Origin of the sequence: Mesorhizobium delmotii (assembly GCF_900149755.1) — a bacterium.
Classification (GTDB): domain Bacteria; phylum Pseudomonadota; class Alphaproteobacteria; order Rhizobiales; family Rhizobiaceae; genus Mesorhizobium; species Mesorhizobium delmotii.
In genome coordinates this window covers 1,140,015-1,165,915 of the sequence record NZ_FUIG01000013.1, presented here as the reverse complement: position 1 = coordinate 1,165,915, position 25,901 = coordinate 1,140,015, and the positions used below count along the sequence as shown (strand labels likewise).

The 25,901-nt window shown below is 62.3% G+C and carries 22 protein-coding genes, 1 tRNA gene and 1 pseudogene; 13 read left to right on the top strand and 11 right to left on the bottom strand.

All coding sequences use genetic code 11. The annotated features are described in order from the left end of the window. Window positions 1-5: 5 nt before the first annotated feature. From BQ8482_RS07030 to BQ8482_RS38025, 6 genes and pseudogenes are all read right to left on the bottom strand, one after another. Window positions 6-875, bottom strand: coding sequence for a sulfocyanin-like copper-binding protein (locus BQ8482_RS07030; protein ID WP_244602645.1), 870 nt, complete (start codon window positions 873-875; stop codon window positions 6-8). Between the two features lie 308 nt (window positions 876-1,183). Then, complete coding sequence (locus BQ8482_RS07025) at window positions 1,184-2,716, bottom strand: hypothetical protein (RefSeq protein ID WP_123146807.1); 1,533 nt, start codon at window positions 2,714-2,716, stop codon at window positions 1,184-1,186. Further along, window positions 2,716-3,714 (bottom strand): hypothetical protein, encoded by a 999-nt coding sequence (locus BQ8482_RS07020; protein ID WP_123146806.1) that lies wholly within the window; start codon window positions 3,712-3,714, stop codon window positions 2,716-2,718. The genes BQ8482_RS07025 and BQ8482_RS07020 overlap by 1 nt, the downstream gene beginning before the upstream one ends. A 62-nt stretch (window positions 3,715-3,776) precedes the next feature. Continuing rightward, window positions 3,777-6,725 carry a hypothetical protein gene (locus BQ8482_RS07015; protein ID WP_123146805.1) on the bottom strand — a complete coding sequence of 983 codons (2,949 nt, stop codon included), beginning with the start codon at window positions 6,723-6,725 and terminating at the stop codon, window positions 3,777-3,779. Window positions 6,726-6,945: 220 nt separating this feature from the next. Beyond that, window positions 6,946-7,156: pseudogene (locus BQ8482_RS07010) on the bottom strand (transposase); the annotation flags it as partial. 270 nt (window positions 7,157-7,426) lie between these two features. Beyond that, a tRNA-Glu gene (locus BQ8482_RS38025) sits at window positions 7,427-7,521 on the bottom strand. A 257-nt stretch (window positions 7,522-7,778) separates the two neighbouring features. Here BQ8482_RS38025 and BQ8482_RS40015 point away from each other — a divergent pair. Further along, entirely contained in the window at window positions 7,779-7,913 is a 135-nt protein-coding gene (locus tag BQ8482_RS40015) for a hypothetical protein (protein WP_280178800.1), read from the top strand. A 346-nt stretch (window positions 7,914-8,259) separates the two neighbouring features. Here the strand turns inward: BQ8482_RS40015 and BQ8482_RS07005 are convergent, their stop codons facing one another. Then, window positions 8,260-8,931, bottom strand: a complete 672-nt coding sequence (locus BQ8482_RS07005; RefSeq protein ID WP_123147437.1) for a GntR family transcriptional regulator — start codon at window positions 8,929-8,931, stop codon at window positions 8,260-8,262. Window positions 8,932-9,078: 147 nt separating this feature from the next. Between BQ8482_RS07005 and BQ8482_RS07000 the strand changes: the two genes are divergently transcribed. From BQ8482_RS07000 to BQ8482_RS06965, 8 genes are all read left to right on the top strand, one after another. After that, window positions 9,079-9,666, top strand: coding sequence for an amino acid synthesis family protein (locus BQ8482_RS07000; protein WP_123147436.1), 588 nt, complete (start codon window positions 9,079-9,081; stop codon window positions 9,664-9,666). Continuing rightward, entirely contained in the window at window positions 9,659-11,458 is a 1,800-nt protein-coding gene (locus BQ8482_RS06995) for an alpha/beta fold hydrolase (RefSeq protein WP_123146803.1), read from the top strand. Before BQ8482_RS07000 ends, BQ8482_RS06995 begins: the two co-directional genes overlap by 8 nt. Window positions 11,459-11,464: 6 nt before the next feature. Next, entirely contained in the window at window positions 11,465-12,517 is a 1,053-nt protein-coding gene (locus BQ8482_RS06990) for an LLM class flavin-dependent oxidoreductase (protein WP_123146802.1), read from the top strand. Further along, entirely contained in the window at window positions 12,514-13,989 is a 1,476-nt protein-coding gene (locus BQ8482_RS06985) for an aldehyde dehydrogenase (protein WP_123146801.1), read from the top strand. Before BQ8482_RS06990 ends, BQ8482_RS06985 begins: the two co-directional genes overlap by 4 nt. A 67-nt stretch (window positions 13,990-14,056) precedes the next feature. After that, on the top strand, window positions 14,057-15,061 hold the full coding sequence (locus BQ8482_RS06980; protein WP_123146800.1) for an ABC transporter substrate-binding protein: 1,005 nt from the start codon (window positions 14,057-14,059) through the stop codon (window positions 15,059-15,061). Between the two features lie 69 nt (window positions 15,062-15,130). After that, window positions 15,131-15,991, top strand: coding sequence for an ABC transporter permease (locus BQ8482_RS06975; RefSeq protein ID WP_123146799.1), 861 nt, complete (start codon window positions 15,131-15,133; stop codon window positions 15,989-15,991). 1 nt (window position 15,992) lies between these two features. Further along, the gene (locus BQ8482_RS06970; RefSeq protein ID WP_123146798.1) at window positions 15,993-16,793 is read left to right on the top strand and encodes an ABC transporter permease; all 801 of its coding nucleotides are present in this window, start codon (window positions 15,993-15,995) and stop codon (window positions 16,791-16,793) included. Beyond that, window positions 16,790-17,866: an ABC transporter ATP-binding protein gene (locus BQ8482_RS06965; protein WP_123146797.1), complete on the top strand. Its 1,077-nt coding sequence runs from the start codon at window positions 16,790-16,792 to the stop codon at window positions 17,864-17,866. Before BQ8482_RS06970 ends, BQ8482_RS06965 begins: the two co-directional genes overlap by 4 nt. A 17-nt stretch (window positions 17,867-17,883) precedes the next feature. Here BQ8482_RS06965 and BQ8482_RS06960 read toward each other — a convergent pair whose 3' ends face one another. Continuing rightward, the gene (locus BQ8482_RS06960; RefSeq protein ID WP_165848444.1) at window positions 17,884-18,372 is read right to left on the bottom strand and encodes a cupin domain-containing protein; all 489 of its coding nucleotides are present in this window, start codon (window positions 18,370-18,372) and stop codon (window positions 17,884-17,886) included. A 75-nt stretch (window positions 18,373-18,447) separates the two neighbouring features. Between BQ8482_RS06960 and BQ8482_RS06955 the strand changes: the two genes are divergently transcribed. The 3 genes from BQ8482_RS06955 to BQ8482_RS06945 all read left to right on the top strand — a co-directional run bounded on the left by BQ8482_RS06955 (window position 18,448) and on the right by BQ8482_RS06945 (window position 21,800). After that, window positions 18,448-19,392 (top strand): LysR family transcriptional regulator, encoded by a 945-nt coding sequence (locus BQ8482_RS06955; protein WP_244602644.1) that lies wholly within the window; start codon window positions 18,448-18,450, stop codon window positions 19,390-19,392. 316 nt (window positions 19,393-19,708) lie between these two features. Then, window positions 19,709-20,605: an arginase family protein gene (locus BQ8482_RS06950; protein WP_123146794.1), complete on the top strand. Its 897-nt coding sequence runs from the start codon at window positions 19,709-19,711 to the stop codon at window positions 20,603-20,605. A gap of 295 nt (window positions 20,606-20,900) precedes the next feature. Continuing rightward, the gene (locus BQ8482_RS06945; protein ID WP_123146793.1) at window positions 20,901-21,800 is read left to right on the top strand and encodes a proline iminopeptidase-family hydrolase; all 900 of its coding nucleotides are present in this window, start codon (window positions 20,901-20,903) and stop codon (window positions 21,798-21,800) included. Between the two features lie 17 nt (window positions 21,801-21,817). Here the strand turns inward: BQ8482_RS06945 and BQ8482_RS06940 are convergent, their stop codons facing one another. Beyond that, window positions 21,818-22,714: an alpha/beta hydrolase family protein gene (locus tag BQ8482_RS06940; protein ID WP_123146792.1), complete on the bottom strand. Its 897-nt coding sequence runs from the start codon at window positions 22,712-22,714 to the stop codon at window positions 21,818-21,820. Between BQ8482_RS06940 and BQ8482_RS06935 the strand changes: the two genes are divergently transcribed. Further along, on the top strand, window positions 22,704-22,946 hold the full coding sequence (locus BQ8482_RS06935) for a hypothetical protein (RefSeq protein WP_123146791.1): 243 nt from the start codon (window positions 22,704-22,706) through the stop codon (window positions 22,944-22,946). The two genes, BQ8482_RS06940 and BQ8482_RS06935, sit on opposite strands and share 11 nt — an antisense overlap. 266 nt (window positions 22,947-23,212) lie before the next feature. Here BQ8482_RS06935 and BQ8482_RS06930 read toward each other — a convergent pair whose 3' ends face one another. Both BQ8482_RS06930 and BQ8482_RS06925 read right to left on the bottom strand, forming a co-directional pair. Then, window positions 23,213-25,135: a CHASE2 domain-containing protein gene (locus BQ8482_RS06930; protein WP_123146790.1), complete on the bottom strand. Its 1,923-nt coding sequence runs from the start codon at window positions 25,133-25,135 to the stop codon at window positions 23,213-23,215. Between the two features lie 15 nt (window positions 25,136-25,150). Then, a complete protein-coding gene (locus BQ8482_RS06925; protein WP_165848443.1) occupies window positions 25,151-25,864 on the bottom strand; it encodes a FecR domain-containing protein in 714 nt (237 codons plus the stop codon). Window positions 25,865-25,901: the final 37 nt, after the last annotated feature.

Below are 25,901 nucleotides of genomic sequence, written 5' to 3'. Positions count from 1 at the left end.
AGCCCCTAAGGCCGTCCTGGGGGCTGCTCCTGCGGAAATTTGTTTTCGTCTATGATTGCCACGGCCTGCTCGATGCTGTCTCTCACCTCGAAACCGATCCAATGTCCGTCCATCAGATGCGTTTGCCTGGCACAGGCGAGGAAATAGCTCCCGGCCTGCTGCGCAACAAAGTTGAGTTGCCTCCTCTCATTGATTTTAATTCCCTCTGGCGGATCGGTGTACACCCCCCAGATCGCATCCTCGGCCGTCAACTTCACCGGCATCTCTGACGGAGCGTAGACCCTGGTCACCATCAGGCTGTGCCGGAAAGACGAGGAGCCATTGATGAACTCGATCTCTACCGACCATTCTGCTGGCACGACGATGGTGAGATTGCCGCCCCAGTAACCGTTGAAGTCGATAATGTCGGTCCGGATGTTGTCCCTGCGGTACCGCTCGACTTGGTTCCAATCGGCAACAATCTCTATGGCCACTGTCTTGGCTGCGGGATCGTTCTTGATCCAGCTCGGGACGAAAGGCTCCCCAGCCAGTGCAATTCCAGGCAATAATCCCAAGGCGACGGCGAGAAGGGCAAGGTGAGCAAAGCGCGCCATCGCAATCAGAGGCTCCTCCCGAGCGGGGCGGCCGAGCGCAAGCGACCGCCAATCGAGGTCGACCTGGCTTGTTTCCCAAAGGAAGAGAATACGCTCGAAATAGCATCCACACCAGCAAACCCAGAGTGCGCTCTCGTCAGCAGCCAGAAACAACACCGTCGCTGCTATATCATCGGGTTGGATGCGCGTTGGAATTGCCTGCAGTGCGTCAGTGCGAGGGCGACGGGCGATTCCGTAATGTGAAGTTTCTGCTTCAGCTGTTGCGAAGGGTCTGTTGCGCAATTCGCCAGGCCTGCTCCACATGTCGCCGGGCCGCCGCTTCGGCCTACGATCCTTCCCTCGCGCTCAACCACCCACATCTGCGGCCGCTTGACGCCGAGGCGCCACGGCACCCGAAACCACCCCGGCGACGGCCTCACCGGCGCACTTCTCCCCCTCCCGCCGGTTTTCTGGACAGGCGACACCCTTGCCGCGCCGCTACTCTGCGGCGATTGGCGCGTCGAAGTGACCGCCGGCCGTGTGTTCCGATGCCGATCAGGCGAGACTAACCGCTGCGAGCCACCGAAGATGAGCCGTAGAAGTACCGCCGCTCAGGCGGGGCGCATCCACTTGCGTTCTGAGCGGATGGTCGCCGCCGAGCGGGGGCGATGCTCGGCGGAGCGAGTGCCTGTGGCGAACCCGCTCCGCTCTGCTCCGTGCGCGAAAAAAATGCCGTGGAGAAAGACGGAGCCCGCATCGCCAGCCAGAAAAGTCTTGGACCGGCGCTCGAGCTTGCCCTCGTCATGCTCCGTGGGGAACACCGTCTGGCGATGCACCTCGGCGGAGTACCACAGCACAATCTGATCTCCCGCTTCGATATCGACGGGCGTGCCCAACCCTGTGAACAGAGTGTTCCAGTCTTCCGTCGACAGCGACTCCAGCTTTACGCCAGGCGTGAGTGGATTCAGGTTCGGGCGATTGCGGGTGACGGCAATGCGAATGGTCTGAATCCAGATGGCCGGGTCCACGAGGATGCGTGCGCCGTCGCTCTGCCACCAGTAACCCTCATTGCCGGGCGGAGCCTTCGGCGTATCGATTTCAGGAATGGTCGAGCGGAAGGTGGAGCCGGCGCCTCCCCAGCGCCAATGAATGTGGGCAGCGTGAAACGCACCCGGCGCGGAGATCATCGGCTGGCCCAGCCCGCGCGCGCCCCACCAATGAACGTTGTCCCAGCAATGGGGAGCCTGTTTGATGGTGGTCTTGTTGCCGCTGAACCGTGGCCCCACCAGGGGTGCCCCCTCCCACAGCCCCACCGTTGCGACTTCGAGTATCAAAGGCTTCTCGGCAGCCGCAAAGGCGACCTGCGATACCGCCCAGTCGAAGGCGGGAGCCAACGGCGCGGCTGCGGACGTCGCCATTTCTTCGTCACGAAACAACCCAGCGTTATTTCCCGTTCGAGCTGGGGCGCCGGGTTTCGGCGGATCGAACGCGGTGTCCAGCCGCAGGTGGAGCCGGTAATCGAAGCGGATGCTGCTGATGCGGAAGCGGTTCTTCGATGGCTCCTTCGCGCCCCCTGCGCGAGAAATTATTTCGAAGCGCGTGATCGGATGACAACGGGCGGCTTCCAGCACTCCGCCCGGCTCGTGCGGCGGCACATTCGCGAGCCGCGAGAACAGGAAACGTTGCGAGATGTCGATCTCGCTGAACTCACTGTTCGGCCACGTTGCATCGACATATTTCAGAGGAAGCGTGTAATCCGCGCGCACCACGTAACCGACGGGACGCCCATTACTCTGAAAATAGTTCTTCATGAACAGCGCATCGTCGAATTCCCGCAGCTTTTGAAACGCGTTCTGCATGCCCGGCACGGACTGGATTTGCGTGGGCGATTTCTCCTCGATGCGGCCGACGACGAACGGAGGGTCGCTCAGAGGCAGGAAGTGCGAGCGGGTATTCACGACTGTATTCTGCGGCGATACCTCTTCCACCTGAAGCCGTATGCCAATCAGCCGGATATCTTTCGCGAACGTATAGGAGTGATGGGAAACCTCCTCCAGCACGACACCGCCCGCGGGTGGCTTGCCCGCGCCATCGGCGAAATACTGCATCTCCCAACCGGTGATGGCGTCGATGATGCGCGCCATCACTCGGCTTCCGCTTCGACGATCTGCCGCCCGGTGAACACGTTCTGCTGATGGTGCTTGAAGGCGCCCGTCTTCATGTCCTTCACATTCACATACACCACCCAGGCACCGGGCGGCACGGTAATCGCGCTCACACCGAACTGCTTCTGATCGGCGTCCGCCACGATTTCGCCCACACCCTCGCCGAGGTCAATGAATCCCTCGTCATCATCCTCGCCGCCATCGAGCGCGACACGACCCCACGCGAAGCGATACCGTGTGCCGCCGCCCACGATGGCCGTGATTCTTGCCCCAGGCTCATCGCCAATCGGGCGCACGACGAACTCAATAGCCAGCGAGTAAGGCGTAGCGCCAATCAGCAGGCCATGCTCGGAACCGGTTCGATGATAGGGAGCCAGGTAGTACTGCGGAATCCCATCCCCATCCAGGATGTAGACGAGCTCCGACGCATCCTCGCCCTCGCGTTGGCTATGGCCGCCCTGCGCATGAGCGTCATGGGCGCCTCCATGATAGTGGAAGAACTCGGCCTCGATCCGTTCGCCAGACAGCGGCCGCCAGCGCGAAGTAAAACCAATGATCCGGCCGAGTGGCGACACTCGAACTTCGAGCATCGTGCCGAGCACGTCCACGGAGGGCCCGCTCCGCCGCAGCGGCAAGGTGGGCTGTGCCCGATAAAGATAGTGCGCCCACCCGAATCCTGAGCCAGCCGATACGGGCACACACCCAAGCCGGCGAGCCGAGGGCAGCAGCGCATGCGGGTCGAAGTCCGGCGCGTTCGCCCTGAGGCTAGCGGCACGCTCGCGCAGACTCCGTAAAAAAGCTTCCGCGCGTTCGGCGGCTACCGCGGGATCGGGCAGTGATTGCACTGCCCCACCGCCGCCCTGCGCCGTGTCCATATATTGAAGCCATCCTGCACCGGGTGAGACGGTGAACCGATGGCGCTCGAAATCCGCCACCCCCAGCAGTTCCAAAACTATCCTGCGGATCTCCCGCTCCATACCCGCAACCGATTGCGGACTCGCCAGTGCGTAAACACTAACCGGACTGTGCTCCCGATCACTCACGGATAGCTCGGAAGCTTTGAGTCCTCCTGCAGCCAGACGAGCGTGGTGGGAATGGTGAACTCCCAGGGCTCGTCCTCCGGTGTGGCGTCGGCGAGATCATCTGTGCGGTTGCGCAGCTCATCCGCGATGGAGACGTATCGCTCATCCTCAGTATCGAGGGTCGGCAGACCGCCGCCGCGCCAGATCCGGTCCGCGTAATCCGGAGCGGTGGATTGCAAAAAGTATTGCACGTCATCGCGGTAGCTTGGCCGCACGGGGATGAGCACGCGCGCCGCACCTGCCTGCAGGAACTGGGTGAACAGAGGGTCCGGATCGGATTCGTTGGTGACAGAGACCCAGTTCGCCTTGCGACCCCAGAAGTACGGGTAGAACAAATACGTCAGGTGCTCCCATTCAAACGCCTGCTCGAAGAACTGCGCAATACGGCCCTCCTCCACGGCTTCAGTGATATTCACCTCGGGATGGTGTGCAGGCTTGTCGAAAGGATCGGTCATCGCATCGAATTCGGAGAAGTGCTGGCCAGTGAGCATCGTCACGCAAAGCTTTTTGAGTTCGCGCTTCTCGATTTCCCGATTGATGGCCGGGTTCCGTCCTTCGATACCGATGCCGGCAGCGGCCTCCGCCGCTTTCATCTTCTGGTCGTAGTCATTCCTCGCGGCGATGTATGCCGTCTGAATTTTCTCGAAGGTCTGCAGCTGCCAGGAGTAGTACTTGGCAGGGCTGCGCGCGGCCGCCCCTTCAAGGTTCACGCTATATCCCGTGACGTCGTACGCAGCGACGCTCAAAGGAACGACGCCGGAAAAGCCGGTCGACAGCGGATTGGACAGATCCGCCCACAACGCCGTACCCGCGCCGAACACGGATGAAGTTGGCGCCTCCGAATGGTTGGACTTCAACACATGATGCATGTCGCCGCCGACCTGGAGGATGAAGTTGGGGTGGTTCTTCCAGATGATGCCGGCGCCTACCTCGTAGTAGCGCAGCTCGTAGCCCTCGGGCACGGTAAGGTCTTTCCAGGCCTTCGCGGTCGTCTTGCCCAATTCCAGGCCGCCCTCCCCGATCGCGGTTCCCAGGAACACCCATTCAGGAGGCGGCGGCGTGACGCCAGCAGTGTTATAGCGACTAGCGAGGTTTGCATAAAAGTTCGGTGTGATCGCCGCGACGGTCAACGGCTTTCCGGCCATATCCACGAAAGGTTCAGGCTCGTGCGCGCCGGTCACGTTCTTGAGCTGCCTGATACGCGCGGCGCGGTAAAACGCTGCCGGCTCCGGCACGACGAACTCCATCATCAGCCGCACGCCGTAGTTATAGACCTGAGCCCGGTAGCGCTTATCCACCCAACGATAGATTCCGATCACGTGGCCCGTGCCGGGCACGTTCTCGATCTTGTGTCCGTTGATCTCCTCAACCTCGCTCAGCGTCTTCGTGGTGCGCTCGGTCTTCACCTTCTTCTGCACCTTGGACACTGACCGATCGATCACGTCCCGGGCGTAATTCGAGCTGCTCTTCTGCGATTCCTGCTTGGACGTGGAATACGCAAAGTCGCCGTGTGCGGTGATCTCCACGGGGCCATAACTGCCCGTCACGGTGACACCGGCCTGGACGCTCATGTCCTCCTTGATCGTCTGCTCCGCCTCGCGTTTCAATTCAAAACGATCGGTCGTCTGCGTGTCCCGCTCGGTCTCGGTGGTCTCCTCCTCCGAGGTGAAGACGATGTTCTCGACACGGTCCAGCGCACGATGCGTGCGCTCCTTCGATTCGCCCTTGAGCACATTCTCGATGTGCGCCACTTCGCCGGCCTCGTAAGCGACGAGCGTCTGCTTGACGACCTTCAGATCGCCGATCCCCAGGGGGCGAAACATGCCGCGTGTATCGATATTCGGTGCCGTGCTGGGGTCGGGTTGGGCCACGAGATCCCACCCTGCCTCCACGTTAGTCCCGATCTTGCCTGGCGCGATCTTCATGAGACTGGAGTCCTGGAAGGACTTCATGGCCGTCATGAACTGAGGGCTGTTGCGCATCTCCATGGCACGCTCGGTGAGCATCGTGGAATGCTGCTGTAGTAAGTTTGTGGCGATGGGAAGCGCCGTCGTGCCATTGATTGAAAGTTTGCGCAGCAGTGTGCCCTCACTGCCGCTTGCCGTAATCCCGATGGCCTCCCCAACCGTGGGCACGGTCGATATCTTCAGGTGCGCGAGCGCCTGGCCCTCAACATTGGCGCCTCCTGGCAATTGTCCGGTCTTTGTGACACGCGGCACGGTCGCCTGCGCGACCGAAGCGCTCTTCAGCAGCTTCTGCGTGGACTCATATTCCGAGATCAGATCGCGCATGCGCTGCACGCCCGCTTCGTGGCGTTCGGCTGACCCGTCCGCGCGCGTCAACCCGCGCGGCGGCTCCGCGCTTTGACTGTTCCGGTGAAGAGCAGCCTGCGGGATCGCCGGCGTCGCACTGAGTAAGTTCTGCGCCTGATCGGCATCTATCGTCTCGGAATCCGCTGTGCCCTGCAGAAAGTGAAGCACGCGCAGCGCGGCGAGAGGGAGCTCGAGCCGCTGCCCAGCATCCGGCCCCGTGTAATAAGCGAGGTAGAGCGCCTCCCAGGCGCGGTCAAAGAACGCACCTCTCGCCTGCGCATCCGAGAGTCCCGCGGCCTCCAATACTCGACCGCGATCCGTCTCTGCATCCGGCCTCGCAAACGCGGTTAAGAGTTTTGGATGTGCCTCCGCGAACGGACGCAAGGCTGCAAGATCCAGCCGACCCCACTGGTGCCTGGCTTCTTCGCGTTGCGCCAATGGGCGCACGAACGCCGCGATCTCGTCGCGACCGCGCTCATCCTTCGCACGGGAATCCCGAATGATAGTGTGGCTGGCTGCCTCTGCGCTCGAGACCTGCGGGGGACGAAGCGCCATGAATTTGAACGCATCGACGACTACACGCGACTCTGCCATGTGCCCCCCTTTGCCTGGAACTTAGTATAGGAATAATAAACGCCCTTTCCCCCGCCAGTCCATGACTAGTTTAACAGGCCGTTGAAAAGCAGGCTGTTTCAGCGGCCGTTGCGATCACGCCATCTGAATTTTTCGGGGCGTACGTCGCCCAACGCTGCTTTAGCGGGGGTTTTGCGCTGAAAGGCGCTGCACCAGGCCGACCAACCCCTCGACACCGCCATCAGCAACATGCGGCCACCCCCAGATTGCGCATCCGAACCAGGTTGTAGCCCGCGAACGTCAGGACGAATTGGAAGTCCAACTTTTCTCGACCGACAAACCGGCTCTTGCGCAAGCCACCAATGGTCTTCGCCCAGCCAAAGCATTCCTTGATCCGTTTTCGGATGGGCTGACTGACCGCATAGCCTTTCGTGGCAGGTGGTGCGTCCATCGGGCCAAGGCCTGAATCTCCTGCTATTACAGCGAATCACGCAGAGCCATACTCTAATAAATTTCCCGGCCGCGACCCTGGTGCCGCCAGCCGCGGCCGGGCTCCTCCCCTCCAGAGCCCCTTTGCGCCGGTCCTGTCCTGGCGTTGACCGATCCGACCCTGGCACTGCCTCTCAGGCATCCGATTCTTGATGTTCCGTCTTGGTTAAGGCGCAAACAAACGGTAGCGGACGCCAACGAACATAATAGTTACAATGACTTGGCTTTTTTATTGGTACGCCCAAGGGGATTCGAACCCCTGTTTGCGCCGTGAGAGGGCGCGTGTGCCATCCAGATCGATGTGTTCGTACCAGTGCACCTATGCCGCACGTCACGCGCTTCGCTCTTTTCACAGCGCCACGGGCCAAGTTCGTCTTTTACCGATCTGTCAACCGTCCATTTCAAGTTCGAGTTCGTCGCGATCGGGAACAGGCGCCGCCCTCTCCACCGCCCCCCTCATGGGCCTCCCTTTTTCGGCCGGTTCGTCCTTGGCGCGACCCTCTCCGACTTCGGCGCTGCCGGGCGCTTTCCGCATGACCCATCTGATATATTCAATCGGCCGCTTCGCTTGAAAGTTAGGCTTAATTGTCAAATATTCGATCCATCGATGAGTTCGACGCACGCCTTCCCGAGATCAGCCGCTTTCTCAGCGGCAAGCTCGATGCCGAACGGACCGAGGAACTGGGCACCATGATGCGCAAGGCTGGCCTGCCGATCTGAGGTCAGAACCCGTTCTCATATAATGTGGTCGAGACCCGATGTTTGCGGTTCGGTCGCAATTAATGTGGTCCCAATCGCAGATAATCCGGCCAGAAAAGGTCCGATAGTCGCACTTAATTCGGTCGAGAAGTGGTCGATGTTTGCAGTCCGGATGCTGGATGTTTGCGGTTCGTTACACCTAAGGAAGAGAGTACGCTCGAAATAACATCCGCACCAGCAAACACAAAGTGCGCTATCGTCAGCAGCCAGAAACAACGCCATTGCATCGGGTTGGATGCGCGTTGGAATTGCCGTCAGTGCGTCAGTGCGAGGGCGACGGGCGATTCCGTAATGTGAAGTTTCTGCTTCAGCTGTTGCGAAGGGTCTGTTGCGCAATTCGCCAGGCCTGCTCCACATGTCGCCGGGCCGCCGCTTCGGCTTCATCGCCGTTGCGCGACTTGATGGCGTTCATGATGTCGGTCATTTCGGCAATTGCGGCATCGCGGCGGTCCACCGAAGCGATGGTCATGGAACGCAGCTGGTTGATGCGGACGTTCAGACCCTGGACGATCTCCCACGCGATGCGCTTGTCGGCGGCATCGAAAAGCACTTCATAGAATTTTGTCGTCGCCCGCATCACCTCGATCGGATTGGCTGAGGCCCACGCCGCGAGCAGCACATCGAATGCGCGCTCAAGCGCGGCGATCTGGTCCTCCGTCGCCGTCAGCGCGCAGGCGCGCGCCGCGATGCCCTCCATCAAAGCGCGGAGTTCATAAATCTCATCGGTGCGGCTGAGATCCGGCCTGGCCACCGCGGGTCCGTGGCCCGGTATCATCTGAACAAGGCCCTCAGTCTCCAACTGCCGCAGAACTTCGCGCACCACCGAGCGACTGACGCCGAGCTGGTCGCAAAGCGGCCGCTCGACCAGCCGTTCGCCGGGCTGGAAGTGAAACCCCATGATCGCGTCGCGCATGCGCTCCAGCGCCAGCGTTCTCAGCGTCTTGGTGGATCGTTCGATCCTCAGTGTGTCGTCGGCCAATTCATCTACTCCCAGCATCCGCAAACAAACAGATTCGACGATCCGTTGACAAGGGATTTGGTCTTCAATAGTATGGTATACCATAAGATGACCGTGGCGGAAGGGAGCTTTTCCGGATGCCTCGGCCGAACGACCACCGAGGATTCGATGAAGCCGGCCATCCGAAAGATCGTCACCTATGTCGAGAACACGCTGATTGAAGGCGGCAAGGTGGCCCCCCGGCCGCTGCGCCTGATCGGCGTGGCGGCAGTGCTCGACAATCCCTGGGCCGGGCGCGGTTTCACTGAGGACCTTTGTCCCGAGATCCGCGCCTATGCGCCGGTTATGGGGGAGGTGCTGACCCGTGAAATCCTCGCGGTTGCGGGATCCGGCGAAGCGATCGAAGGCTACGGCAAGGCCGCAATCTGCGGCACATCAGGCGAGATCGAGCATGCCTCCGCGCTCATCCACACGCTGCATTTCGGCAACCATTATCGGCGTGCCGTCGGCGCCAAGACCTATCTTGCCTTCACTAATCTGCGTGGCGGGCCGAACACGCCGATCATGATCCCGCTCATGGACAAGAACGACGAAGGCCGACGTTCGCACTACCTGACTGTGCACTTCCAGATCGGTGACGCGCCGGCGCCAGACGAATTGGTGGTGGCGCTTGGCGCCTCGATCGGCGGACGACCGCATCACCGCATCGGCGACCGCTACCAGGATCTCAAGGAGGTCGGCGACCTGCATGGCTGAGCTGATGGAGCATGACCGGCATCGCGGAACGGCGCCTGACGGTACCGGCTTCATCCGTGCCGGATCCGGCGCGCCGGTCCTCCTCATACACGGCGTCGGCATGAACGCGGAGATCTGGGCCCCCCAGATCGCGCTGATGAGGGACAGATGGGATGTGATCGCGATCGACATGCTGGGACACGGCCCGTCGCCGCTGCCGACTGAGGATGCTAGGCTTGCCGATTATGCCGGACAAGCAATCCGGCTTTTAGATCACCTTGGCCTGGATGCCGTCTCGATCGTTGGCCATTCAATGGGGGCGTTGGTCGGGCAGGAAATCGCTCTCAACGCACCCGAACGGGTTCGTCGCATCGTGTCGCTCAACGCGGTCTTTCGCCGCCCGGCGGACCTTGCGCAGGCGGTGCGCGAGCGCGCCGCCGAATTGAATGGCGCGGAAAACCCGTCAGGGACGGACGCAACAATCGCGCGCTGGTTCGGCAACCCCGTCCCCGACAGCCTGGCCGAGGCCGCAAGGACGACGCGCGCGGCACTGCAAAGCGTCAACTCCGAAGGCTATGCGCGCACATATCGACTTTTCGCCCATGCGGATGCGGCGCATGGCGATCGTCTTTCCGGTCTCGCGGTGCCGGCCCTGTTCATGACCGGCTCCGACGACAGGAATTCATCACCTGCGATGTCGGCGGCGATGGCGCGCCTTGCGCCGCGCGGTCGCTGCGTCGTTCTGGAGGGCGAAAGACACATGATGGCCGTAGCCTCGCCTGACACGGTCACACGGCGCATTGTCGATTTTCTCGAGAGCAACGACGGCGCAAGCACATCGGCGCGACCGGCAGTGGACACAGCCTTCGACGCGGGCGAATTCAGGCGGGCGCTCGGTTCCTTCCTGACCGGCGTTACCATCGTCACCGCGATCGGGCCGGAAGGAGAGCCTCGAGGCTTCACCGCCAATTCGTTTACATCCGTTTCGCTCGATCCGCCGCTTGTGCTGGTCTGCATCGCCAAGAAAGCGCTGGGTCATCCGGTGTTTTCGACCTCGAAGTGCTTCGCCATCAACGTGCTCTCGGAGGAACAGCGAGCCGCGTCCGGCGTCTTCGCTTCGAAATCGCAGGACAAGTTCTCGGCTGTCGAATGGCGCTTCGGCCAGACCGGCAGCCCGCTGCTCGCTGGATCGGTGGCGACGTTCGACTGTGACATGGAGCAGTTGGTCGACGCCGGCGACCATTCGATCCTCATCGGCCGCGTTCGCGAATTCTCCCACAATTCATCGCAGCCCCTCGGCTATTGCCGTGGCGCCTATGTCTCGCCCGGTCTCAGCCAGGATGCGCTGGCGGCCGCGCCTCCGGACATGGAGGTCGGCGCCATCCTCGAAGATGACGGCCGCGTGCTGTTCCTCGAAACCGCCGACGGCTTTTTCGAACTGCCGGCGGGCCGAGGACTGGGGACACCCGGCGACACGCGAAGCCTCAGGGGACGCCTCGCTGCGAAGGCCATCGAGGCGCATCTCGGATTCCTGTTTGCGGTCTGGGACGACGCAGCAAGCCCATCGCGAACGCATGTCTACTACCGCGGCACGGCAGACGCGCCCCACTCCAGCGACGGCAAGGTCCGGCTCGTCGACATCGACAGGATTGCCGGACTGAACATCGCCGACGCTGCTGTGCGCTCGATGCTCGCCCGCTATGTTCGCGAATGTCGGGAGGATGCGTTTGGAGTCTATGTCGGCAACGAGGTCGAAGGTGAAGTCCGTCCGCTCGCCAAGCCGGTCGCCATGAACACTTCCAATCCGGGGTGAACAGATATGAAGTTCTCGCTCTTCGTCCATATGGAACGCTCGGACCCGGCAAAGCCGCATGCCGAACTCATCGACGAGCTAGAGGAACTGGTCCTGATGGCCGAGGCGGCAGGCTTCGAGACAGCCTGGATCGGCGAACACCACGGCATGGAGTTCACCATCTCGCCAAACCCGTTCATCAACATCGCCTATCTCGGCGCCAGGACGAAGCGCATCCGGCTCGGCACAGGAACGGTCATCGCGCCGTTCTGGCATCCGATCAAGCTCGCCGGCGAGGCAGCAATGACCGATGTCGTCACCGGTGGCCGGCTCGACATCGGCATCGCGCGCGGCGCCTACAGCTACGAATACCAGCGCCTGTTCCCGGGGCTCGATGCCTGGGGCGCGGGCCAGCGCATGCGCGAGATCATCCCCGCTATCAAGGGCCTCTGGGAAGGCGACTTCGAGATGTCCGGGGAGTTCTGGTCGTTTCCCTCGACCACCTCGTCGCCCAAGCCGGTGCAAAAACCACACCCGCCAATCTGGGTGGCGGCGCGCGATCCGAACTCGCACGACTTCGCCGTGTCCAACGGCTGCAACGTCCAGGTGACGCCGCTCGCCTCCGGCGATGACGAGGTAACCAGCCTGATGGAGCGCTTCAACGCGGCGTGCGCGGCGCATCCCGACATGGCCCGCCCCGAGATCATGCTGCTGATGCACACATTCGTTGCAGAAGACGCCGCCGATGCGGAGCAGCTGACGAAGGACCTGTCGCTGTTCTACTGCCAGTTCGGCGCGTGGTTCCAGAACAAGAAGCCTGTTCGCCAAGGCATATTGGAAGCGCTCTCCGACGACGAGATCGCAGCCATGCCGCAATACGCGCCGGGAAAAATCCGACAGAACCTGGTGATCGGCGAAGCCGAAGAGGTGATCACCCGGCTGAAGGCATATGAGGCGCTCGGCTATGACCAGTACTCGATCTGGATCGACAGCGGCCTGCCACACGAGCGCAAGAAAAAGTCCCTGCAGCTGTTTGTCGACAAGGTGATGCCGGCCTTCGGGCATGGGAGGCCGCAATGACCCTTGTGGCTTTCAGCAACTTCATAGATGGGGCGTTCGATACGCCGACAGCCACCTTCGAAAGCATCGATCCATCAACCGGAGCGCCCTGGGCGACGATGCCCGCCGCAACCGAAGCCGACGTCGACCGCGCCGTCGAGGCGGCGCACCGGACGCTGCACTCGGCCGCGTGGGCCTCGCTGACGGCGACCGCCCGCGGCAAGCTGCTGGTGCGCCTCGGCGACCTGGTCGTCGCCAATGCCGGCCGCCTGGCTGAACTGGAAACGCGCGACACCGGCAAGATCATCCGCGAGACCCGCGCCCAGATCGCCTATGTGGGCGATTATTACCGCTACTATGGCGGGCTTGCCGACAAGCATGAAGGCTCGCATCTGCCGATCGACAAGGCCGATATGGACGTCACCATCCGGCGCGAGCCGATCGGCGTCGTCGCTGCCGTGGTGCCGTGGAATTCGCAGCTTTTCCTTTCGGCCGTCAAGCTCGGTCCGGCACTGGCGGCCGGCTGCACGGTCGTCTTGAAAGCCTCGGAAGACGGCCCAGCGCCGCTGCTGGCCTTCGCCGAACTCGTTCACGAGGCCGGATTTCCCGCCGGAAGCGTCAACATACTGACCGGGTTCGGGCACGATTGCGGCCGGCGCCTGACAAGTCACCCGCTGGTTTCACGCGTCGCCTTCACCGGCGGGCCTTCGACCGCTCGTGCGATCGTCCGCAACACGGCGGAAAATCTCGCCTATACGACGCTGGAGCTGGGCGGGAAAAGTCCGGTTGTCGTTTTCGCCGACGCAGACCTGGACAGCGCTGCCAACGCGGTCGTCGCCGGGATTTTTGCGGCGTCTGGACAAAGCTGTGTCGCCGGCTCGCGGCTGCTTGTCGAGCATTCGATAAAGGCCGAGTTCCTGGACAGGCTGAAGCACAAGGCCGAGGCCATCAAAATTGGTGATCCGCAGGATCCGGCCACCGAAATGGGACCGCTGGCAACGCCACGCCAGCGGGAATGGATCGAGAACATCGTTGCCGAGAGCCTCGCCAAGGGCGGGACGCTGGTCACCGGCGGAAAAAGGCCCGACGAGCATCCGCACGGCTTCTACTACGCACCGACCATCATCGATGGCGAGGATTCAGCGCTGCCCTGCGTGCGGGAGGAATTGTTCGGTCCGGTGCTCAGCGTTCTCGCCTTCGACACGGAAGCCGAAGCACTGGCGCTTGCCAACGATACGCCGTTCGGCCTGGCCTCGGGCGTGTTCACCACCAATCTCGCCAAGGCGCACCGCATGGCGCGCGACATCCATGCCGGCGTCGTCTGGGTCAACACATACCGCGCGGTTTCGCCGCTGGTGCCGTTCGGCGGCTATGGCCAGTCGGGGCTCGGCCGTGAGGGCGGACTTGACGCCATCCGCGATTACACGCGCTCGAAATCCGTCTGGATACGGATATCCGACGAGCCAATCCCGGATCCGTTCGTCATGCGATGAGGGCAGCGCCAATCGCGCAATTTCATAACAACAACAAGAAACCAAGCAACCAACAGAGGAGAATGACATGAAACTGATTTTGACCGGTATTTTGGCCGGGCTCTTGGCAGCCACTGCCGCGCGGGCCGATGAAATGGTGTTCACCAGCTGGGGCGGAACCACCCAGGAGGCGCAGACCAAATCCTGGGCTGCTCCGTTCGAAGCCAGTTCCGGCATCAAGGTCCTGCAGGACGGCCCGACCGACTACGGCAAGCTAAAGGCCATGGTGGAAGGCGGCAGCGTCGCCTGGGATGTCGTCGATGTCGAAATGGATTTCGCCATTAAAGCGGCCAAGGACGGCCTGCTGGAGCCGATCGATTTCAACGTTGTGCCGAAAGCCGATCTCGATCCTCGCTTCACCACCGACCACGCGGTCGGCAGCTTCTACTATTCCTTCGTTCTTGCCTGGAACAAAGGGGCGGTGTCGGGCGAGCCAACCGGCTGGGCCGACATGTTCGACCTGACGAAATTTCCCGGCAAACGCACGTTTTACAAATGGTCGGCACCGGGCGTCATAGAGATTGCGCTGCTGGCCGACGGCGTGCCGGCAGACAAGCTCTATCCGCTCGACCTCGACCGGGCGTTCAAGAAACTCGAAACGATCAAGTCGGAAATCGTCTGGTGGGACAGCGGCGCGCAGTCGCAACAGCTGATCGCCTCCGGTGAAGCGGCCTTCGGACAGCTCTGGAACGGACGTGTCTTCGCCCTCGAGCAGGACGGCGCCGATGTCGGGGCATCCTGGAAACAGAACATGACTGCCGCCGACGTACTCGTCATCCCCAAGGGTTCGAAGAACAAGGCGAGCGCGATGAAATTCCTGGCCACTGCGACAAGCGCGAAAAGCCAGGCAATGTTTGCTGAAGCAAGCGGCTACGCACCCATCAACACGGCAGCCAAGGCCGAAATGTCGGCCGATGTCGTCAAGTCGTTGCCGGACGCCTATGTCGAGGGACAAATCGACCTCGACATGAACTACTGGGCTGAAAACCGCGACGCGATCGCGGAGCGTTGGTACGCCTGGCAGGCCAAATAGCCGCCGACCTCACCCATGAACCGGCGGGGCGTCGCTAGGCGTCCCGCCTGAGCTGCCGGGATCATCGCCATGTCGGGCAATTTGCTTCATCGACAGCCAATCCTCCGAAGGCCAGACGGCGTCGGCGGCGCCTTGCCGGCGCTGACTCTTATCGCGCTGTTCTTCGTGGTGCCGGTTGTTGCACTGCTGTTGCGCAGCGTAACCGAACCCGTACCGGGCCTGCAGAACTACGCCACCCTGTTTGGCGACGGCACCTATGCGCGGGTCTTCTTCAACACCTTTCTGGTCGCCACCGTCGTCACCGCCGTCACCGTGATCGTGGCGTTTCCAGTCGCCTGGATGCTGGCGATCATGCCGCCTGCCCTCGGCTCGATCGTCTTCGGCATCATCATCCTGTCGATGTGGACCAATCTGCTCACCCGCACCTATGCCTGGATGGTGCTGCTTCAACGCACCGGGGTCATCAACCGGACGCTGATGGATATTGGCCTGATCAGCGAACCGCTGCCGCTGATCAACAACCTGACCGGCGTCACCATCGGCATGGTCTACATCATGCTGCCCTTCATGATACTGCCACTGGTCGGAACCTTGCGCGCCATTGATCCGATGACGCTGCGCGCCGCCGCTCTGTGCGGTGCGAGCCCCTTCGACGCCTTCCGCCGCATTCTGCTGCCATTGTCGCTTCCGGGAATCGCTGCAGGCGGCCTGATGGTTTTCGTCATGTCGCTCGGCTATTTCGTGACGCCCACGCTGCTCGGCGGCACCTCCAACATGATGCTCGCCGCAATGATCGCCCAGATGATCCAGTCCTTGCTCAACTGGGGGCTCGGAAGCGCGGCGGCTTTCATCCTGCTTGTGGTCACCATGGCACTCTACGCGCTGCAACTGCGCCTCGTCGGCGCCAAGCGCATGACAGGAGGCATCTGAGATGCTGCTCGACTACGACCGGCTGGGCTGGCTGCGCACAGCACTTCTGGGTTTCACCGGCCTGGTTGCCGCGTTTCTGCTGCTGCCGGTAGTCTTCATCGTGCTGCTGTCGTTCGGATCGTCGCGGTGGCTGGCTTTTCCGCCGCCCGGCTGGACGTTGAAATGGTATGAGGAGCTCTTCGCCGATCCGGCCTGGCTCGAAGCGGCGCTGACCAGCGCGCGCATTGCCACCATGGCCGCGATTCTTGCCGTCGTCATCGGGCTCCTGGCTTCTTTCGCCCTGGTCAGGGGACAGTTTCGCGGGCGCAACACGCTTCGCGGCCTGCTGCTGACGCCAATGGTGCTGCCGGTCGTCGTCTTCGCCATCGCCATCTATGCATTCTTCCTGCGGATCGGGCTCGGCGGCACCACGGCAGGCTTCGTCATCGCACACACAGTCCTGGCACTCCCCTTCGCCATCATTCCCATCACCGCGGCACTCGAAGGTTTTGACAAATCCATCGAGGATGCGGCGATCGTATGCGGCGCAAGCCCATTCGAGGCAAAACTCCGGGTCACCTTGCCGGCGCTCAAGATCGGGATCTTCTCGGCGGCGATCTTTGCCTTCCTCGCCTCGTGGGACGAGGTGGTGGTCGCGATCTTCATGGCCAGCCCCACCTTGCAGACCTTGCCGGTCAAGATCTGGGGCAGCCTGCGTCAGGATCTGAGCCCGGTCATCGCCGCGGCGTCCAGCCTTCTCGTTCTTCTGACGCTGTGCCTGATGATCGTAACCGCACTCATTCGACGGAAACTGTCGAAATGACCGAACCGTTTCTCTCCATTCGCGCCCTGCGCAAGGCGTTCGGCAGCTTCGTCGCCGTGCACGATGTCACGATCGATATACCCAGGGGCGAATTCCTGACCTTTCTCGGCCCTTCCGGCTCCGGCAAATCGACGACGCTCTACGCGATCGCCGGCTTTCAGCAGCCGACATCCGGCGACGTTCTTCTCAAGGGCAGGTCGCTGCTGTCGGTACCGTCGCACAAACGCAACATCGGCATGGTGTTCCAGCGCTACACGCTGTTCCAGCATCTCACCGTCGCCGAGAACGTTGCCTTTCCGTTGCGCGTGCGCCGCCGGCCGGACGCCGAGGTGAACCGAAAAGTCGCCGAGATGCTGTCGCTGGTGCGGCTCGAGAGTTTCGGCGGCCGATATCCCGGCGCGCTTTCCGGCGGCCAGCAGCAGCGCGTGGCGCTTGCCCGGGCGCTGGCCTACGATCCGCCGATCCTTCTGATGGACGAGCCGCTTTCGGCGCTCGACAAGAAGCTGCGCGAAGAAATCCAGGCCGAGATACGGCGCATCCATCGCGAAACCGGCGTAACCATCCTTTACGTCACCCATGACCAGGACGAAGCGCTGCATCTTTCGGATCGCATCGCCCTGTTTCGGGACGGGCGCATCGAGCAAATCGGCACCGGTGAGGACCTCTATCTGAGACCTCAGAGCGAATTCGTGGCCAGCTTCATCGGAAATTCCAATTTCCTGCCGGCCGAGCACCTTGAAACCGTCAACGGCTCCGCCACGATCCGCCTGGCCGATGGCTCGGTTGTCTCTGGCGTCAGGATCGATCAGGACTTCAGCCATGGCCAGAAGACCAGGCTGATGGTGCGGCCGGAAGCGTTTCGGCTGAGACCCGGCCCGGCGACTGCCGGGCTTGCGGTCGAGTTCATCGACACCGCCTTCTTCGGCGAACGGCGGCGCGTCATCGCGCGCACGGCCGCCGGCCAGGAGATCGACGTCAGGCCGACATCCGATGTGGCGGAAGCACATGAAGGCATCGCCTCGCGCAGACAGATTTTTTTCGATCCCGCTGCCGCATTTCTGTTTCCGGCCTGACAGACGATCGTTCGACCTCAGCGCGGCGGATCGGCCGGCGGCTCGATGGTGACGCCGTATTTGGCGGCGATGGCGACGAGCTTTCCCATTTCCGGCATGCCGGCGGCGGTCGCAGCGTCCAATTCCGCAAACATCTGATCAAGGCCACAACTCGGCGCGCAAAAGACGAGCACGCGGGCCGGCTTGTCGCCGACATTGCGGATGGCATGGCGCCGGCCGCGTGCGCCGAAGAAGAAGCCGCCGGGCGCAACGCGATGGGGCGCGGATTCGCCCTCGAATTCGATAACGAGTTCGCCGCTCAGAACATAGAAGGCTTCATCCTCACGGCCATGGGTGTGCGGTGGCACTCCCGCGCCCGGCGGAACCACGGACTCCCAAAGCGAGAAGGACCCCGCGGTCTCGGCGCCGGTGGCTTTGTAGATATGGGTGATGCCCAGAACGTTGAGCGTCGACCCGACCGCCGACTCGCGAACGAACGGCTCGGCTGCTTTAACTTTGGCATCCATCGTCGATCTCCTTTGCGGTTCAGGTAGCTCACCAAGAGATAGGCTCGTTCCCGCCGGTCGATTAGCCGGAATTGTATGGACAAGCTGTCCGGATTTCAGGACAATCGAATTATGGACCCGCTCGACGGCATCGCGGCGTTCGCTCGCGTCGTGGACAGCGGCAGCTTCTCGGCTGCGGCAGATCGGCTCGGACTCTCCAAATCCGCCGTCAGCGCCCATGTGCAGCGGCTCGAACAGCGCCTGGGGATTCGCCTCCTCAACCGGACCACGCGACGGCTGTCGATGACCGAAGCGGGCGCAGCCTACTACCGCCACTGCGCGCGGATTCTCGCCGAAGCTGAAGCGGCGGAACAAGAAGCGAGCGCGTTGCAGCGCGAGCCGCGTGGTACGCTCCGCATATCGGCGCCCGACAGCTTCGGCTGGATGCATGTGGCGCCGGCCGTCCCGGAGTTCCTGAGCCGCTATCCGGAGCTTTCCGTCGACATTGCCTTGAGCCCGGCGCATGTGAGTCTGGTCGATGAGGGGCTCGATCTCGCGATACGCATCGGCGTGCTCGAGGATTCGCCGCTTGTCGTGCGCAAGCTCGCGCCATCCCGGCTCGTCGCCTGTGCTGCGCCCGCTTATCTCGACAAGCATGGAATGCCGCGCGAGCCGGGCGACCTTGCCAAGCACAACTGCCTCTGCACCAGCCTTTTGCCTTGGGGCGATGAATGGCGCCTTGCCGGCAAAATTGGCGAGGTGCGGGTGGCCGTTGGCGGCAGCTTTCGCAGCAATAATGCGGAGATGCTGCGCGTTGCGGCGCTCGACGGCATCGGCATTGCCCTATTGCCCACATGGGCGGTAGCGGAGCCGCTGCGCACCGGCGCGCTGCGACGCGTGCTTGATGCCTGGGAGCCTCCAGCCAGCACGATTTATGCCGTTTATCCCAGCAACAGGCTCATGTCGATGAAGGTCCGTGCCTTCGTCGACCACCTTGCGCGATCCATAGGGCGCACGCCGTATTGGGACCAAGGCCTTTGAGAGGAGTGCCTGTTCTGGATCGTTTCGAGCTACGGCAATCCATTTGATCCGGCCGCGCAACTTTCTCCCTGAATGCCGTCAACGACCGTCTCCCGTCGGTCAGAAAACTTGCGATCTTGACCTCAACAGGGGATTTCGGCGGTGGCTTGAAATTTCCTCGGTTTCGCCCAGGTACTGAGGTTACGCCGGCTGCGAGGTGAGTTTTTTGGCTGCAAGAGCGTCGCTTACAGGGCCACCAAACCGGCAGCCTCGCAGCGCTCAGTAGCGGAGACCGCCGGCGTTCGCCGGTTCTCACTCGCGATAGCTGGAGCATCTGATGCCGACCCGCCCCTATGCCATCCTTGAAGCGCCGTCCGCACTGGGTCTGGCGACCGACGGTGTGGAGGGCTTGCCCGGTCGGCTGCTGGAACTGGGCCTCGCCGAACGCATCCATGCCCGCCGCGCCGGGCGGCTGGCCGTCCCGCCGAAAGACCCGAAGCCAGATCCTGCCACCCTGACGCTGAATGCCAACGCGATCGCGGCGTGGTCGCCCAAGCTCGCCGACGCCGTGGAGGAGGTGCTGGACGCGGGCGAATTCCCGGTGGTGCTGGGCGGCGACTGTACGATCTTGCTGGGTCCGATGCTCGCGCTGCGCCGGCGCGGTCGATACGGCCTGTTCTTCATCGACGGCCACGCCGACTTCTTCCAGCCGGAAGCGGAGCCCAACAGCGAAGGCGCGTCGATGGACCTGGCCTTCGTCACCGGCTACGGGCCGGCGCTGCTGACCGACCTGGAGGGCCGCCGCCCGTTGGTTCGCTCCGAGGACGCTGTCGCCTTCGCGTTTCGCGACCACGAGGACCAGGCCAAATTCGGCAGCCAGCCTTTGCCAGCGGAGATCATGGTCTACGATCTCCACGCCATCCGCCGCCTGGGCGTCGACGCCGCCGCCCGGGCGGCCGTTGGCCACCTGACGCGGGCGGAACTCGACGGCTTTTTCATCCATCTCGACGCCGATTGTCTCGACGATGCGATCATGCCGGCGGTCGATTTCCGCGTACCGGGCGGGCTGTCGTGGGACGAACTGTCGGCGGCGCTCCGGATCATCCTGGCGAGCGGCAAGGCGGTCGGAATCGAGGTCACCATCTACAATCCGCGCCTTGACGAGGACGGCAGCGCCGGCCGTGGCCTTGCTGATGTCCTGGCCGCAGCGCTCGGCACAGCCGCGCCCGCTTAAGGCGGACGGGAGCAAGCGGCTATCGGGTGGCGTTGAAGCGTCACATGCAACCACCTGTCCGCCGAACGAGAACCCCGCGCCTTATCCGCCGCCTGGATGACGGCAAGCAACCAGGCGACCGTTCGAGCCGGAGCATTGAGGCTCTCCACCTGAGGGCCAGCGCCCCCTGACAGGGCAACCTATTAATAGTGCTAGCTGTAAATGCGCCGGGTCGCTTAGTACCGTCGGCCGCAACAAGGCTTGGGAGGGTCCGTCACTTTGGTTCCTGCCGCGCCATGACACGGAGCTTGGAACTGTGACGGCACATGCGACCACCGAAGGATTTAGCGACTACCGGGATTACCGCACCTGGTATCGCGTAATCGGAGATCTCAACTCGGGCAAGCTGCCTTTGGTCGTCGCTCACGGCGGGCCGGGTTGCACCCATGACTATGTCGATTCTTTCAAGGATCTGGCCGATACCGGGCGGGCCGTCATCCATTACGATCAGATCGGCAACGGCAAATCGACCCATCTGCCCGACAAGGGCGGCGACTTCTGGACCGTCGATTTCTTCCTGGGCGAACTCGATGCGCTGCTTGCTCACATTGGCGTAGCCGACCGTTACGCCCTGCTCGGCCAATCCTGGGGCGGCATACTCTCGGCCGAACATGCGGTGCGACGCCCTGCCGGGCTCAAGGCATTGATCCTGGCCAATTCGCTGGCCTCAATGGCGCTATGGGTGGAAGGCGCGCTGCAATTGCGCGCCGGGCTGCCCGCCGATGTGCAAAACGCGCTTGACCGGCACGAGGCAGCCGGGACCACCGATCACCCGGATTATGTTGCGGCTACCAAGGCGTTCTATGACCGCCACGTCTGCCGTGTCCTTCCAACCCCGCCGGAAGTAGCCCGGACATTCGCGGCAATCGACGCGGATCCGACGGTTTATCACACCATGAACGGACCCAATGAATTTCACGTCATCGGCACCATGCGGAACTGGACCATCGTCGACCGCCTGCATCTGATCGAGGCGCCGACCCTGGCGTTCCGCGGATTCTACGACGAAGCGACCGAGGCTTGTGTCCAGCCCTTTCTCGATCATATTCCCGATGTCGAAGGCATTGTCTTTCCGAATTCCAGCCACATGCCGCATGTCGAGGAGAAGGACGATTGCCTCGCCGCCGTCGAACGCTTTGTCGCCAAATACGATTGAGGCCCGCCCGCAACAGACTATCCTTGCGCAAGCTTGTCGGTGCGGGGCTTGGCCATTGTTGATGCGTTCCGTCGCTCCTTGAGCGCCTGGGCCAGGAAATCCTTGACCGCATCGAGAACCGCGTCCCGTTCGTGGGCTACCCCGGGCAGCAAATCAAAGCGTACGCGCGCACCCGCTTCCTCGAACGATCGACACAACGTCCTGAGGCGTTCCGGCCGCGTTCGCCCGGCATCGTTGGCGCCCGGCATCCAATGGGTGCTGCCCTGGGCGTGCGTGATTTCCCAGGTCTCCAGATCGGCATCGCCGACGATCATCTGGACAGGCACTTTTGCCAGCGCCGCGGCGTCGAAGCTGATGCCGAACTTCTCCGGCAGGTCACGAATGCCCACCCACCAATCCCGTGCGGGATCGAGCAAGGTCACCGAGCCCGGCGCGCCGATCGACGCCGCCCATAGCCTGTCGGGATGGATGATGGCAAAGCGGTGGGTGAATTGCCCGCCGCCGGAATATCCGAACATGGCGAAGCGGGTCCAGTCCTGACGATATTTTGCAACGACTTCCTCGACTATGGCGAGCAGCACCTGATCGTAGCGGATATCGCCCTCGATCATGTATTTGTATCCGCTGCGGGCATCGTCGCCGAGAACGCCGATTGGAAACAGCGGGCACAAAATGGCGCAGTCGTTCCAGCGTCCGAACTCGGCGAACGCGTCGCGGAAGCCCAGGAACGAGGTGCGGCCGGTGCCATGGACGGCCACCAGCAGATCGACTTTGGCGCCTTCCCCCACCGCAGGCGGCACATACAGACAATAATGGAAGCGTGGGTCTGATTTGGAAGCAAAAATGGCGGTCGCGCCGAGATCGTATGTAGCGCGGCCGCGATCCGCAACGGACTCTGTGGCGATGCTCGTCAAGTCTAAAACTCCTCAGACAGGTCTCGGCATTCATGGCCAGCGTATACTGGTCGGCTCGCGTCGTGAACTGAAGGTCCTTCCGGGCAGCCACGACGAGGACCTCACGGTGCATCGGAATCAGGGCAACGTCGTTGAAGACGATCTCGCCGAGTTCCAAGAGCATCTTTTCGCGCTTGGCATCATCCAGCGTCCGCTTAGCCAAAGCCAGTTTGGCATCGAGATCGCGATTTGAATAGCGGCCCGAATTGGCGATGCCCAATACCGGCATTCGGGTTCTGCGTCGCGACCAGCGCCGTCATCGGGTTTGAGGTTTCGCCCGTGTTGACGCCCCAGGAGTCCAGATTGATGCTGAAGTCATGGGCATCCGCCTTATCGGCATAAACCGACCAGCATAAGCGAACTGGGCGACAGGTAGCCCGGACGCCCATCGTATTTCCGCCGCCTTGGCTTTCGCTCGCCGGCTGCCAATGAGGTAGCGAACTGAACCGGTGCCAAACATCACACGACTTCCTCGGCAGATTGCGACGAGGGGTGTATCTCCGGAACGGTGAAAACCGGCACCTCGCCCTTGAAGCCTTGGAGTTCAAAGGCGCCCGCCTGGACAACCGGCATCGATGCTTCTTGAGCAAATCCGGGACCAAGCACCAGGGGGATGCTCAGCTTTTTGGTCGTTGACTCGAGCCGTGCCGTGCGGTTCACCGGCGAGCCGATCGCGGTGTAATCGAAGCGCCGTTCGGAGCCGAAATTTCCTACGGAGCAGATGCCAGTCTCGATGGCGACGCCGATTTCGATAGGGGGGTGCCCGCGCGCGGTGAACGCGGCGTTTTCGCGCTTCACCCGTTCGATCAGGGCAAGCCCCGCTTCGAGCGCGCGCTCGCGATGATCTGGCTGATCAAGCGGCGCGTTCCAGAAAGCTAGCACGGCATCGCCCATGAACTTATCGATGGTCCCGTCGCGCTTGAGTATCTCATCGGTCGCAAGGCCGAGGAAGTGATTGACCACCTTTCCGATTTCTTGGGCATCGAGTTGTTCGCTCATCGTCGTGAAGCCGCGTATGTCACTCAGCAGGATTGTGATCTCGCGCTTCTCTCCGGACAGGATCGCTTCGGTATCCGAATTTGCGAGGCGCTGCACCACAGAGGGCGACAGATATTGGGAAAACTGCCGTGCCAGGGTGGACCGGCGCTGCTCGCTGCGCCGGTAGAGGACATAGCCTTCCAGGCCGGCTATGAGGATCGTGGCAAGCGCCGGCTGTAGTGGGTCATAGAGCTTACCCTGCAGGCTGTATTCGAGAGCGCCGAACGCGAAGGGCGTGGCAGCCAGGAGCGCCAGAGCGAGGGCGCCAAGCATGACACGCTGGGCGAGAACTCCCGAAAGTCCGATGAAAACGATGCCACTGAGGACAAACCACAGCCGCTCGTGCATCCGCGCTTGCGCAGGCTCTACAAGATAGCGCCCGGCAAGCATCTGGCCGATTGCATCTGCGTGGATGTCGACGCCTGGTCGCGCCGAACGCGCCGGGGTGGGCAGATACTGCGTCAATCCCACGGCTGACAGATCAACAATGGCGATCGCGTTCCGCAGCAGCGGATCGCCGCGACCCGAAAGGATATTACTGGCAGATATGCGCGGCGTATTGGTGTCGGTTTCCCAGAGGCGGATGCTGCCCGGCGCCTCGAGTGGCACAATGGTGCCGGCCATCCTGAGCGCGTCAAACCCGGTGGCATTCATCCGGGCCACGTAGCCGTTCTCTCCGGCGTAGAGGCGCAGGAGTTCGAGCGCGAAGGACGGCCAGAGCTGCACGCCTTGAGCCGTATTTCGGAGCCAGAGCAGCGGCACATGGCGTAATACGCCGTCGGGATCGGGCAGAGTGCGAATTGCGCCGAGGCCTGCAGCGGCGCTCGAGAAATCAGGAAGCGAGCCTATCAGACCGGTGAAGCCAGGAAGCGTCTCGGGTACTTGCCCGACGATCGACCAGCCGGCTTTGGGCTCTGCTTCTGAAACCGTCGCCTCGTTACCAAGGCTGACGGCGAGCGCCGTTCGATTTTTCGCCAGTGCGCTGGCGAGGCGCTTGTCTCCGGCGATGCCATCAGGAGAGATATCAGCCTCGGGCAGCACCAGCGCAAGCCCGATCACCGCGGCACCGGACTCGGCGACACCATCGACCAGATCGGCCAAAAGGCCACGGTTCCAAGGCCATCGCCCATATGCCTTAAGGCTCGCGTCGTCTATCGAGACAATGACAACGGGATTGCTCGTCGCCTGGCGCGGGGCGAGGAACTGGTAGAAGTCATACGTACGCTCGCGCAGGCGCGATAGCGGCCCGTCGAAAGCAAAATGGCAAGCGAGCAGCAAGAGTACGACCGCAAGACCCGGAATCTTGCGCCGGGCGGCCCGCCGCCAATCAGCCAAGGGGCTCATGCCGGTCGGCCGAGCCTACCGGCAGTCGGGAAAGCAGTCATCATCCTCATCCACCCCGCTGCCTACAGGGGGCGTTGGGCTGTCAGGGAATTCCATGGCCACGCCGGGCAATGCGCCGTCGGTGGACTTGCAGGCTTTGAGCGAATTGCCGAGTGCTGACGCACAAATCGCGCTTACGTCCAGCCCCGGACCCGGTTCGCCTGGCAGGCCGGTGCCGGCTATCCGCTCGATGCTGTCCAATATCGGGAAGGCGTCGATACCGCCGTAGCCGGTCAGCAGTTTGTCATTGTCCGACGTGCAGGCGTGGCCCGGGTTTGTGATCACGAGCTTGCGACCATTCATCATGCAGGTCATGCGGCCGGCGCGCAGTATGCCGACGGTCTGACCAGCTATCACAAGCACTTCAATGATGCCGCCTCTGGCTCCGAGCACCATGTGTGGCGTCGCAACTTGCATGTCGCCGCCCTTCGAAACCTGACCGCCGTAGAAACGGGCCAGGCCGCTGTTCATCCTGATGTCGATCTTTCCTGATCGGGACCCCGGATTGTAGACGAATTCATCGATCGTCAGGCTGGTGTTCGGACCAATCTTGGCGCTCGACTCGTCCCGGAACACGAGCATTCCGAGACCGGTGGTATTGCTGCGCAGCTGGTCGCCGAGTGCGACGCCAGCGCCGACGTTCATCGCCTCGCGGTCATTGCGGATGATGTTGGTCTGGTAGGCCGTCATGGACCCGACCGTTTCAGCGACAGATGGTGCCGCAAAG

Excerpts from the sequence above, each read along its gene's own strand:
- BQ8482_RS07025 (WP_123146807.1), bottom strand. The coding sequence starts at position 2,716 with ATGGCGCGCATCATCGACGCCATCACCGGTTGGGAGATGCAGTATTTC.
- BQ8482_RS07020 (WP_123146806.1), bottom strand. The coding sequence starts at position 3,714 with ATGGAGCGGGAGATCCGCAGGATAGTTTTGGAACTGCTGGGGGTGGCG.
- BQ8482_RS07015 (WP_123146805.1), bottom strand. The coding sequence starts at position 6,725 with ATGGCAGAGTCGCGTGTAGTCGTCGATGCGTTCAAATTCATGGCGCTT.
- BQ8482_RS07000 (WP_123147436.1), top strand. The coding sequence starts at position 9,079 with ATGAAGCCGGCCATCCGAAAGATCGTCACCTATGTCGAGAACACGCTG.
- BQ8482_RS06995 (WP_123146803.1), top strand. The coding sequence starts at position 9,659 with ATGGCTGAGCTGATGGAGCATGACCGGCATCGCGGAACGGCGCCTGAC.
- BQ8482_RS06990 (WP_123146802.1), top strand. The coding sequence starts at position 11,465 with ATGAAGTTCTCGCTCTTCGTCCATATGGAACGCTCGGACCCGGCAAAG.
- BQ8482_RS06985 (WP_123146801.1), top strand. The coding sequence starts at position 12,514 with ATGACCCTTGTGGCTTTCAGCAACTTCATAGATGGGGCGTTCGATACG.
- BQ8482_RS06980 (WP_123146800.1), top strand. The coding sequence starts at position 14,057 with ATGAAACTGATTTTGACCGGTATTTTGGCCGGGCTCTTGGCAGCCACT.
- BQ8482_RS06975 (WP_123146799.1), top strand. The coding sequence starts at position 15,131 with ATGTCGGGCAATTTGCTTCATCGACAGCCAATCCTCCGAAGGCCAGAC.
- BQ8482_RS06970 (WP_123146798.1), top strand. The coding sequence starts at position 15,993 with ATGCTGCTCGACTACGACCGGCTGGGCTGGCTGCGCACAGCACTTCTG.
- BQ8482_RS06965 (WP_123146797.1), top strand. The coding sequence starts at position 16,790 with ATGACCGAACCGTTTCTCTCCATTCGCGCCCTGCGCAAGGCGTTCGGC.
- BQ8482_RS06960 (WP_165848444.1), bottom strand. The coding sequence starts at position 18,372 with ATGGATGCCAAAGTTAAAGCAGCCGAGCCGTTCGTTCGCGAGTCGGCG.
- BQ8482_RS06955 (WP_244602644.1), top strand. The coding sequence starts at position 18,448 with ATGGACAAGCTGTCCGGATTTCAGGACAATCGAATTATGGACCCGCTC.
- BQ8482_RS06950 (WP_123146794.1), top strand. The coding sequence starts at position 19,709 with ATGCCGACCCGCCCCTATGCCATCCTTGAAGCGCCGTCCGCACTGGGT.
- BQ8482_RS06935 (WP_123146791.1), top strand. The coding sequence starts at position 22,704 with ATGCTCGTCAAGTCTAAAACTCCTCAGACAGGTCTCGGCATTCATGGC.
- BQ8482_RS06930 (WP_123146790.1), bottom strand. The coding sequence starts at position 25,135 with ATGAGCCCCTTGGCTGATTGGCGGCGGGCCGCCCGGCGCAAGATTCCG.
- BQ8482_RS06925 (WP_165848443.1), bottom strand. The coding sequence starts at position 25,864 with ATGACGGCCTACCAGACCAACATCATCCGCAATGACCGCGAGGCGATG.